The organism is Euzebyales bacterium (assembly GCA_035461305.1).
Lineage (GTDB): Bacteria > Actinomycetota > Nitriliruptoria > Euzebyales > JAHELV01 > JAHELV01.
Genome location: DATHVN010000156.1, coordinates 1 through 9,039 on the forward strand (window position 1 = coordinate 1; position 9,039 = coordinate 9,039).

The following is a 9,039-nucleotide window of genomic DNA, read 5'->3' on the forward strand; positions in this document are numbered from 1 at the left end:
CGCGACCGTCGCGGGCCCCGCGGGGGTCGACCAGGCGGCGACCAGGCCGAGCACCGCGGCGATGCTGGCGCCGCCGACGATGCGCCGGGCGGCCTGCGCCGGGCGCGCCCGCCGCCGCTCAGTCGTCATCTTCGTACCCCTCGTACTCCTCGTGCGCCTCGTGGTGGTCGTCCTCGCGGCCTTCACGGTCGTGGTCGGGTCCGACGGACGCGGTGGCCGGTGCGTCCGATGCGTTCGCAGTCGTCGTGGCCGGCGCGGGCTCGACGACCACGGTCTGCGGCTCGGATGTCGCGGACCCCGGAGTGAGCGTGCCGACGGCACCCTGGTCGGTCGCCGAGTTCAGGAGTCCGAGGTTGGCCGCGGCTGCGGACGCGCCGGTGACGATGACGAGCGTGATCGCACCAGCGGTGGCCAGGACGGTGCGTCGGTTCATGGCGTTTCCTCCATCTCAGTCATGACCCGACGGTAGGCGCGGTGCCGTCAGGGACGCTGCAGGCCGCTGTAAGGGTTGTGTGAAGATCGGGCCGGTCGGCGCGCGACGTGCGAGGCTGGCGCACGATGGACGTGCTCGTGATCGAAGACGATCCGACGATCGCCGAGCCGCTCGCTTCGGGACTGCGCCGGCGGGGGTACGGCGCGGTCGTCGTGGGCACCGGCGCTGCGGCGCTGGCGGCGGACGGCTACGACGTGGTGCTGCTCGACCTCGGGCTGCCGGACATGGATGGGTACGACGTGTGTCGACAGCTCCGGTCCGTGTCGGACGTGCCGATCATCGTCGTCACCGCCCGCGGTGACGAGACCGATCGGGTGATCGGCCTCGAGCTCGGCGCCGACGACTACATCGTCAAGCCGTTCGGGTTCCGCGAGCTGGTCGCGCGCATCCGTGCGGTGACCCGTCGCGTCCAGCCGCGCGCCGACGAGGGCAAGCGGCGCATCGCGGGTCCACTGCATCTGGATCCCCGGACGCGCCGCGTCCACCTCGACGGTCGTGAGATCGAGTTGACGCCCAAGGAGTTCGACGTCCTCGCCATGTTGATGGACGAGCCAGGCGTCGTCGTCAGCCGCAGGCGGCTGGCGGAGCAGGTGTGGGAGTCGGCGTGGTACAGCCACAGCAGGACCCTGGACGTCCACGTCGGCGCGCTGCGCCGCAAGCTCGGGGACCCCGCGTGGATCGAGACCGTCCGGGGCATCGGGTTCCGGTTGGGACGCCCGACGTGACCACACGGTTGCTCTGGAGCTACCTGACGCTGGCCGTGTTCGTCCTCGCGATCCTCGAGATCCCCCTCGGGTTCACGTTCGCGCGGAACGAGCAGGCCCAGCTGTCCTCGGCCATCGAGCGCGACGCCACGGTGATCGCCGGCGTCGCAGAGGACACGCTGGAACGCGGCGTCGCGACCGATCTCACCAGTGTGGTCGACCGGTACGGCGAGCGGACCGGTGGGCGGGTGGTCATCGTCGATGCGCAGGGTGTGTCGGTCGCCGACTCCGATCCGCCCGCGCCCGGGCGCCGGGACTTCTCGAGCCGCACCGAGATCCGCGCGGCCCTGGCCGGGCGCGTCGCCACGGGTACGAGGTTCTCGGACACACTCGGCCTGCGGTTGCTGTACGTCGCGGTTCCGGTCGCGTCAGGTGGTGTCGTGCACGGCGCCGTACGCATCACCTACCCGACGACGGAGCTGGATCGCCGGGTGACCCGCAACTGGCTGCTCCTCGGTGGGGTCGCCGTCGTCGTCCTCGCAGCCGCGACGCTGGCCAGCTTCCTGATCGCCCGATCGGTCAGCCGTCCGCTGCGGCGGCTGCAGCGCAGTGCGGCCGACCTCGCCGACGGTCGGCTGTCCACCCGGGCCGACACCACGGCGGGACCACCCGAGGTCCGCGCCGTGGCCAGGACGTTCAACACGATGGCGGAGCGTCTGGAGACCCTGCTGGCCTCGCAGCGTGCCTTCGTCGCCGACGCCTCCCACCAGCTCCGGACGCCGCTGACCGCCCTGCGGCTGCGCCTGGATAACCTCGAGGCCGACGTATCGGGTGACGCCGCCGCCGGGCTCGCCGCCGCGATCGACGAGGCCGACCGTCTGGGACGTCTGGTGGAGGGGTTGCTGATCCTGGCCCGCACGGACGGCGCGCCGATCGAGGCCGAGGCGGTCGACGTGGACGCAGCGCTCCGCGACAGATCGGTGGTGTGGCTGCCGGTTGCGGCGGACCGGGACGTCTGGCTGCGCCTCGAGGCCGCGCCGACCCCCGCCGTGCTCGCGTTGCCCGGGTCGGTCGAGCAGGTGCTCGACAACCTGATCGCGAACGCGGTCGAGGTCGCACCTGCCGGTTCGACGATCGTCCTGAGGTCGCAGCGCGCGGGTGACTCCGTGGAGATCCATGTGATCGACGAGGGACCGGGCATGGCACCCGAGCAGCGCGAGCATGCCTTCGACCGGTTCTGGCGCGCGACAGCGTCCGGACACGACGGGTTCGGGCTGGGCCTTGCCATCGTGGAGCGCCTGGTCACCGCCAGCGGGGGTCGCGTCGAGCTCCGTACCGCGCCTACAGGCGGGCTGGACGCTGTCGTCCTGCTGCCGGCGGCGCAGCCGGTCCGGGTCGACGTGTGATGCCCGACCCACCGGGAACGGTCGATCGGGGGAGTACGGGCGGAGCAGAGCCCCGGGCGGTGATCCTGACGGATCGATCCTCCGGGGCTCTGCCGGTTCCTTCCCAGGTCGTCGGATCCGCATGGCCGTCCGCGTTGTCCATGGTCCGCGGTGAGTGCCCTGGGCGACTCTCGTACGACGTCGCGTCGGGGGTGATCGGTCCCCGATCGATCCGACCGCGGCAGTCTCCCCGAGACGGCCCATACTGCCAAGAGTCGACCGGCCCTTCGTGCGCGGACGTTCGGCCCGCCGCGTGCGGAGGGGCCACGCCGGCACATCGACGCGGGCGCGACATAGGTCATGTCCGTGCCGAACGACCCGCACGCTGGGGGACCTCTGCTGCTGGGCCTGGTCCGCTCGGTACCGCACACTTCGCGACAGCGCCATGACGGAGGACCGTCGCAGGAGGGCACGGTGCGCAGACAACTTCTGGTCGTCATCGCGGTGGTCGTGCTCGCGCTGGCGGCGTGCGGGGGCGAGGCGGCAGAGACGGCAACGCCCGCGGAGACCGAGGCGGGCGGATCCGAGGCCGCAGCGGGGTCCGAGGCACCTGCGGTGGAGCTCTCCACACTGGAGGAGGGCACGTTGACGGTCGGGTCGGACATCCCGTTCCCACCGTTCGAGTTCGAGGAGGGCGGCGAGCTGACCGGCTTCGACGTCGACCTCATCGAAGAGATCGGCAGCCGCCTGGGCGTCGAGGTCAAATGGGTCGACACGTCCTTCGACACGATCTTCACGCAGCTCGCGGCGGGCCAGTTCGACATGGTCGCGTCGGCGACGACGATCACCGAGGAGCGTGCCGCGACCGTCAGCTTCACCGAGCCCTACTACCGGGCGCAGCAGGCGCTCACGGTCAACGGAGAGCAGTCGCCGGACATCGCCACGGTCGACGACCTCGGGCAGGGCGACTCCGTGGCGGTGCAGACGGGCACGACGGGTGAGAGCTGGGCCAACGAGAACCTCGGTCCGCAAGGTGTCCAGGTGCGGGGGTTCCCCGAGGCGGGCGACACCTTCACCGCCGTCGAGGCCGGGCAGGTCACCGGCGTGATCTTCGACGAGCCGGCTGCGGTCGACGCGGCCGCGGGCCGGGAGGCGCTGGCCGTCGTCGACACCATCGACACCGGCGAGGAGTTCGGGTTCCCGGTCAATCCGGGGAACGAGCCACTCCTCGACGCGGCGAACCAGACGCTGTCGGAGATGTTCGCGGACGGGACGTACCAGCAGATCTACGAGCAGTACTTCCCGGAGGCTCCCGCCGGCAGCGTCGTCGGCGGCGAGGAGACCGAGGCCGCGGCAACGGAAGGGTAGGCGCCGAGTGGCGCGGCACGCGTGCGGTGCTCCCCACAGGGCGCTGCCGGCGAGGAGGGACGTATGACCGGGACCGCTGAGACCCTCGATCCACTCGCGACCGAGCAGCAGCGACCTGAGCGGACGCTGAGTGACTGGCTCGAGGACCAGACGAGGGTGTCGCTCACGGCCGGCCTGCTCGGCGCCGCCGCACTCTGCCTCGTGGTCATCGGCACACCGATCGTGATCACCGCGTTCGGCTGGGTGCCGTCCGCCCAGCTCGCCGAGGCGATCACCAGCACGGCGCAGGGCGTGCTGTTGTGGATATCGCTCGGCCTGGGCCTCATCGGGGCCGGGCTGGGCTGGGGCACCTATGGGCGCATGCCCAACAAAGCCGCGCGCGAGACAGCGGTCGGTGGTGCGGTGCTCGGAGCGCAGGCCGTCGTGCTCGACGTGGTGTTCCTGTGGGTGCGCACCGGCGAGGTCGACTTGCTCGTCCGGCAGTACTTCGAGCTCGGCCTGCTCGTCGACGAGGGGCCGCGGTTCGTCCGAGCCGCGTTGAACACCCTCGTCCTGTCCCTCGCAGGCGAGACGATCGGCATCGTGCTCGGGCTGATCCTGGCCGTATTCGTGCTGTCCCGCCGTCCGCTGGTACGTGCCCCCGCGCGGCTGTACATCAACTTCTTCCGCGGGACGCCGCTGATCTGGCAACTCAGCTTCGGCTGGCTGGGCATCGTGCTGGCGCTCGGCCTGGGCGTGGGTGCGTACCTGGCAGCCATGGTCATCCTCGGGCTCAACGCCGGCGCATACAGCGCGGAGATCTTCCGGGCGGGCATCGAGTCGATCGACCGTGGCCAGTTCGAGGCCGCCCGCTCGTTGGGGATGAGCTACGGCAGGGCGCTGCGTCACGTCATCCTGCCCCAAGGTGTGCGCCGGGTGATCCCGCCGTTGACCAACGAGTTCGTGATCCTCATCAAGGACACGTCCCTGGTGTTCATCCTCGGGCTCACGTTCTCGCAGAAGGAGTTGCTGAGCACCGCGCGTGACCTGTACGCGGCATCGTTCAACGCGACGCCCTGGCTCGCCGCCGCTGCGGGCTATCTGGTGATCACGCTGCCGATGATCCGTGTGGTCCGCATGCTCGAAGAACGGCTGAACAGCGGCCTGACCGGCCTGGTGGGCGCGCAGTGAACGGGCAGGACCGGCTCCTGCGCGTCGAGCAGGTGCACAAGTGGTTCGGCGACCTCCACGTCCTGCGGGGCATCACGGTCGACGTCAGGCCCGGGGAGGTGATCGTCCTCATCGGGCCGTCGGGGTCGGGCAAGTCCACGCTGCTGCGGACGATGAACATGCTCGAGGAGCCCACGCTGGGCAAGGTCTGGTTCGACGGCCAGGATCTCACCGACGTCCGGTCGGACCTGAACAGGGTGCGCACCCGCATGGGCATGGTCTTCCAGCACTTCAACCTCTTCCCTCACATGACCGCCCTGGCCAACGTCACATTGGCACTCGATATCGTGCTGGGACTCGACGACGACGCGGCGCGGGAGCGGGCGCTCGTGCAGCTGGATGCGGTCGGCCTGGGCGACAAGGCCGAGTCGTATCCGTCGCAGCTGTCCGGCGGTCAGCAGCAGCGTGTGGCGATCGCCCGGGCGCTGGCGATGGAGCCGAAGCTCATGCTCTTCGACGAGGTCACGTCGGCGCTCGACCCCGAGCTGATCAAAGGGGTCCTCGACGTCATGGCAGGGCTGGCCTCCGAGGGGATGACCATGGTGGTCGTCACCCACGAGATGGGGTTCGCGCGGGGGGTGGGCAGCCGCATGCTCTTCATGGACCAGGGGGTCGTGCTCGAGGAGGGCGAACCAACGCGGATGTTCGCCGATCCGCAGCATCCGAGGACCAAGGAGTTCTTCTCACAGATCCTCTGACGGCCCCGGCGCGAGGTCTCCGACGAGGCCGCGGGGCAGCCGGGATGTCCCGGGCGATCCCAGGCCCATCGGGAACCGTGACCGTGCCGTTCGCCCTGATCCCGAGCCGGATGATGTCGCACAGTGTGAAACGGACGACCGGGGCAGGTGACGCAGATGGCAGCGAAGCGCAGGCACGCGTCCAGAGCCGGCCATGCCGCGCCGTCAGATCGGTCCGACCGCAGCGTCCCGACGTACCGTGAGCTGGCCAGGAAGGGGCACGCGACGGACGCATCGTCCCGCGAGTTCGGATGCCGACCGCGCGGACCGGGCAACATGCAGCCCAGGGGTTCGGACGCCGGCAGAGCGCGACAACATGCGCGCATCTCCACACGTCGTCACGGCTGACCGCCGGTGGGTGACCGTGGCGGCGGTCGCGGCGGACGGGGGAACCGTCGCTGGGTCGACCAGGAGGCGATGATGGCTGGAGCGACGACCTCGCGGGTGGCACGGACGATCGTCAGGAGCTCGCTGAACGGGCTCGCCCTGGCGAGCGTCAAGCTCATCGGCCATCAGCGCACCATCCGGGGCGTTGATCACGCCGCGAAGTGGATGCGATACATGCACGGGCAGCTGGAGGGTCTGGACTACCGACTGCGCGGACGCGAGCCGGACACCGAGGCCGGCGACCCGGTGGTCGCCGCCCGGGTTCGCAGCCAGCTCGGTCCCACGCTCCACCGCCTGGATCTGCCGCACCTCAACGTGACGGTCGAAGACGGGATTGCGGTACTCCGCGGCGACGTCGCGCGCGGTGCCCAGGCCGACGAGATCATCGCGACGGCTCGGCAGGTGCCGGGGGTCCGCGACGTCCACGCCCGTCTGCACATCGGGCTGACGCGCGGGGACACCCGCCCGTCGGCCGGGCACGACCATCGTGAGCCCTCGACGCAGCGACGGCGGCTCGCAGTGGCCGCCGAGGCCGCTGGCGTCGCGCCGGCCCAGGCGGCCGCGGCGCTGCGTGTGTTCCTGCTGCGCCTTCCCGCCGGCGAGCGCGGCCACGTCGTCGGTCATCTCACGACCGACGTCCGCTTGATGGTCGACCAGGTGGTGGTGCGCACCGATGTCATGCACATCCGTGACGTCGACGGGCTGGTCGCGGTCGTCGCCGATGTGGCGGGACTGGCGGACGACCAGGCGCGGCGCGTGCTGGAGGGCGTCCTGCGCGCCCTGGCCGAGCTCGTGCCCGAGGAGGCGGCGGACATCTCGGCCGTCCTGCCCGCTGGGCTCAGGCAGCTGTGGTCCACCAGCACGACGGCCACGGCTGAGGACGAGGGACGGCACGGCTGACGTCGGCACGACCCTGGGGTCACCGGCACGACGTCCACCGATCCGGGAAGGAGGCACCCAAATGATCAGCACGTCGGAGGTGCGGATCGCCGCCCGTGGCGACATCGGCGACAAGGCCAAACGGCACGCGCGCGAGGAGGTCGCGAAGGTCACGCGCCGCCTGGACGATCCGATCCTGTTCGCGCGTGTCAAGCTCACGTTGACCGATGACCCCGCGAACCAGAGACCGGCGATCGCGCAGGCCATGCTCGACGTCAACGGGCAGCCGATCCGCGCAGTGGCGGACGGTCCGACCGTGGTCGAGGCGATCGACCTGATGACCGAACGGCTGCGGCACCAGCTCGAGCACCTCACCGACCGGCGGCTGGCGCGGCGGGCGCGGGGCCCGGCCTCGCTCGGTGCGCACGAGTGGCGGCACGGCGATACCCCGACGGCGCGCCCCTCGTACTTCCCCCGACCTTCGGAGGACCGCCAGGTGATCCGGCACAAGAGCTATGCGCTCGAGCCCCTCACCCCGGCCGAAGCGGCCGACCAGATGGCACTGCTCGACTACGACTTCCACCTGTACGTCGACGCCGACACGGGCCGTGAGGCCATCGTGGAGCGCGTCGAGGGAGACGACGTGCGCGTGCGCCTCGTTCCGGACGGGTCCAGCTCGTCCGACGCGCAGCCTCCTGTCCCGACGCTCGACGTCGACGATGCCGCGCGGCTGCTGAACCTGGCCGGGCAGGACTGGCTCTTCTTCGTCGACCGCAAGACCGGGCGCGGCACAGTCGTGTACCGCCGGTACGACGGGCACGACGGCGTCGTCACCGCGGCGTGACGCGCCGTTCGGGATCGGGACGGATCGACGCCCCCCGGATGGGGGCATCGTCCGTCTCCGACGTGCCGGTCGTGCTCACGTGTGCTCGGCGGCATCGGCGTCGGCCTTCGTGTGGTGGACCGTGCCGTGCTCGTGCTCGGGCGGGGCGTAGGCCGTCGCGATCCGCAGTGGCACGTCACCGACGTTGACGATGTTGTGGTGGGTGCCAGCGCGCACGAACACGAGGTGACCGACGTCGATCCGAGTCGTCTCGCCGTCGAGTATCGCGTCGGCTGCACCATCCACGACGAGGAGCACCTGGTCGGTGTTCGGGTGGGTCTCAGCGCCGATCTCGCCCCCTGCTGGGATTGTCATCACCACCACCTGCATGTGCTCGCCGGTGACCAGCACGCGGCGGAAGTCGTCGCTTGCTCGGGCCGACCCGATGAGGTCGACCTCGTTCGTCGTCATGTCGGACTCGGTGTCCATCTGCTCTCTCCTCGCCGTCGTGGCCCACCCCCATGGAACGGGCGCTCGTGCTGCACAGGATGCGGAGCGCAGAGACGGGCACGCCAGGTCGTTGGACCGCAGTGGCCGGGGCCGGTGTTCCCCGTCGAGCGCTGTGCCGCGCGACGCCTACGTCGCGATGTCGCGGCGTTCGAGCAAGGGGGTGCCGAGCACGATCGCCACGACACCCACAGCCACCATCGCCAGGGTGTAGCCGATGCTCATCCCGTTGAGGATCGGGTCGGTACCCATCGCGTGCTGGAACGGCGAGAGGAACCGCCACGGCTCGACCTCCTCGACCAGTGCGCCCAGCGCGAACAGCACGTACGACGCGACGGCGGCGACACCGGCGACCGTGATCGCCGGGCTGCGACGCCCTGTGATCGCGCCGACGGCGAGGGCGAGTAGCCCGAACTCCGCGCCGAGCAGCGTCATCGACGCCGCGGCAGCCGCCGCGTACCGGATGCCGAGCCCCAGGTCGACGAGCGGGCCGAACGCGATCATCGTCACGAACAGCACGAGCCCGAGGACGGTGACGCCGGTCAGC

10 protein-coding genes are annotated in these 9,039 nt (G+C 70.7%); 7 read left to right on the forward strand and 3 right to left on the reverse strand.

Features of this window, described 5'->3' with window-relative positions; all coding sequences use genetic code 11:
• Positions 1-118: 118 nt before the first annotated feature.
• Positions 119-433 carry a hypothetical protein gene (locus tag VK923_14335; protein HSJ45853.1) on the reverse strand — a complete coding sequence of 105 codons (315 nt, stop codon included), beginning with the start codon at positions 431-433 and terminating at the stop codon, positions 119-121.
• A 125-nt stretch (positions 434-558) separates the two neighbouring features.
• Here VK923_14335 and VK923_14340 point away from each other — a divergent pair, with 125 nt between their 5' ends.
• The 7 genes from VK923_14340 to VK923_14370 all read left to right on the forward strand — a co-directional run bounded on the left by VK923_14340 (position 559) and on the right by VK923_14370 (position 8,006).
• A complete protein-coding gene (locus VK923_14340) occupies positions 559-1,218 on the forward strand; it encodes a response regulator transcription factor (protein ID HSJ45854.1) in 660 nt (219 codons plus the stop codon).
• Positions 1,215-2,603 (forward strand): ATP-binding protein, encoded by a 1,389-nt coding sequence (locus VK923_14345; protein HSJ45855.1) that lies wholly within the window; start codon positions 1,215-1,217, stop codon positions 2,601-2,603. Before VK923_14340 ends, VK923_14345 begins: the two co-directional genes overlap by 4 nt.
• A gap of 453 nt (positions 2,604-3,056) precedes the next feature.
• A complete protein-coding gene (locus VK923_14350) occupies positions 3,057-3,950 on the forward strand; it encodes a basic amino acid ABC transporter substrate-binding protein (protein ID HSJ45856.1) in 894 nt (297 codons plus the stop codon).
• A 63-nt stretch (positions 3,951-4,013) separates the two neighbouring features.
• Positions 4,014-5,120, forward strand: a complete 1,107-nt coding sequence (locus VK923_14355) for an amino acid ABC transporter permease (GenBank protein ID HSJ45857.1) — start codon at positions 4,014-4,016, stop codon at positions 5,118-5,120.
• Positions 5,117-5,857 carry an amino acid ABC transporter ATP-binding protein gene (locus tag VK923_14360; protein ID HSJ45858.1) on the forward strand — a complete coding sequence of 247 codons (741 nt, stop codon included), beginning with the start codon at positions 5,117-5,119 and terminating at the stop codon, positions 5,855-5,857. The genes VK923_14355 and VK923_14360 overlap by 4 nt, the downstream gene beginning before the upstream one ends.
• Positions 5,858-6,340: 483 nt before the next feature.
• Positions 6,341-7,183 (forward strand): DUF2267 domain-containing protein, encoded by an 843-nt coding sequence (locus VK923_14365; protein ID HSJ45859.1) that lies wholly within the window; start codon positions 6,341-6,343, stop codon positions 7,181-7,183.
• A 61-nt stretch (positions 7,184-7,244) separates the two neighbouring features.
• On the forward strand, positions 7,245-8,006 hold the full coding sequence (locus VK923_14370; GenBank protein ID HSJ45860.1) for an HPF/RaiA family ribosome-associated protein: 762 nt from the start codon (positions 7,245-7,247) through the stop codon (positions 8,004-8,006).
• A 75-nt stretch (positions 8,007-8,081) separates the two neighbouring features.
• On the opposite strand, the gene VK923_14375 is transcribed toward VK923_14370, so the two are convergent.
• Together VK923_14375 and VK923_14380 are read right to left on the reverse strand one after the other, a co-directional pair.
• Entirely contained in the window at positions 8,082-8,474 is a 393-nt protein-coding gene (locus VK923_14375) for a cupin domain-containing protein (GenBank protein HSJ45861.1), read from the reverse strand.
• 147 nt (positions 8,475-8,621) lie between these two features.
• A partial coding sequence (locus tag VK923_14380) for a hypothetical protein (protein ID HSJ45862.1) occupies positions 8,622-9,039 on the reverse strand: 418 nt, incomplete at its 5' end.

Excerpts from the sequence above, each read along its gene's own strand:
- VK923_14370 (HSJ45860.1), top strand. The coding sequence starts at position 7,245 with ATGATCAGCACGTCGGAGGTGCGGATCGCCGCCCGTGGCGACATCGGC.
- VK923_14335 (HSJ45853.1), bottom strand. The coding sequence starts at position 433 with ATGAACCGACGCACCGTCCTGGCCACCGCTGGTGCGATCACGCTCGTC.
- VK923_14340 (HSJ45854.1), top strand. The coding sequence starts at position 559 with ATGGACGTGCTCGTGATCGAAGACGATCCGACGATCGCCGAGCCGCTC.
- VK923_14355 (HSJ45857.1), top strand. The coding sequence starts at position 4,014 with ATGACCGGGACCGCTGAGACCCTCGATCCACTCGCGACCGAGCAGCAG.
- VK923_14375 (HSJ45861.1), bottom strand. The coding sequence starts at position 8,474 with ATGGACACCGAGTCCGACATGACGACGAACGAGGTCGACCTCATCGGG.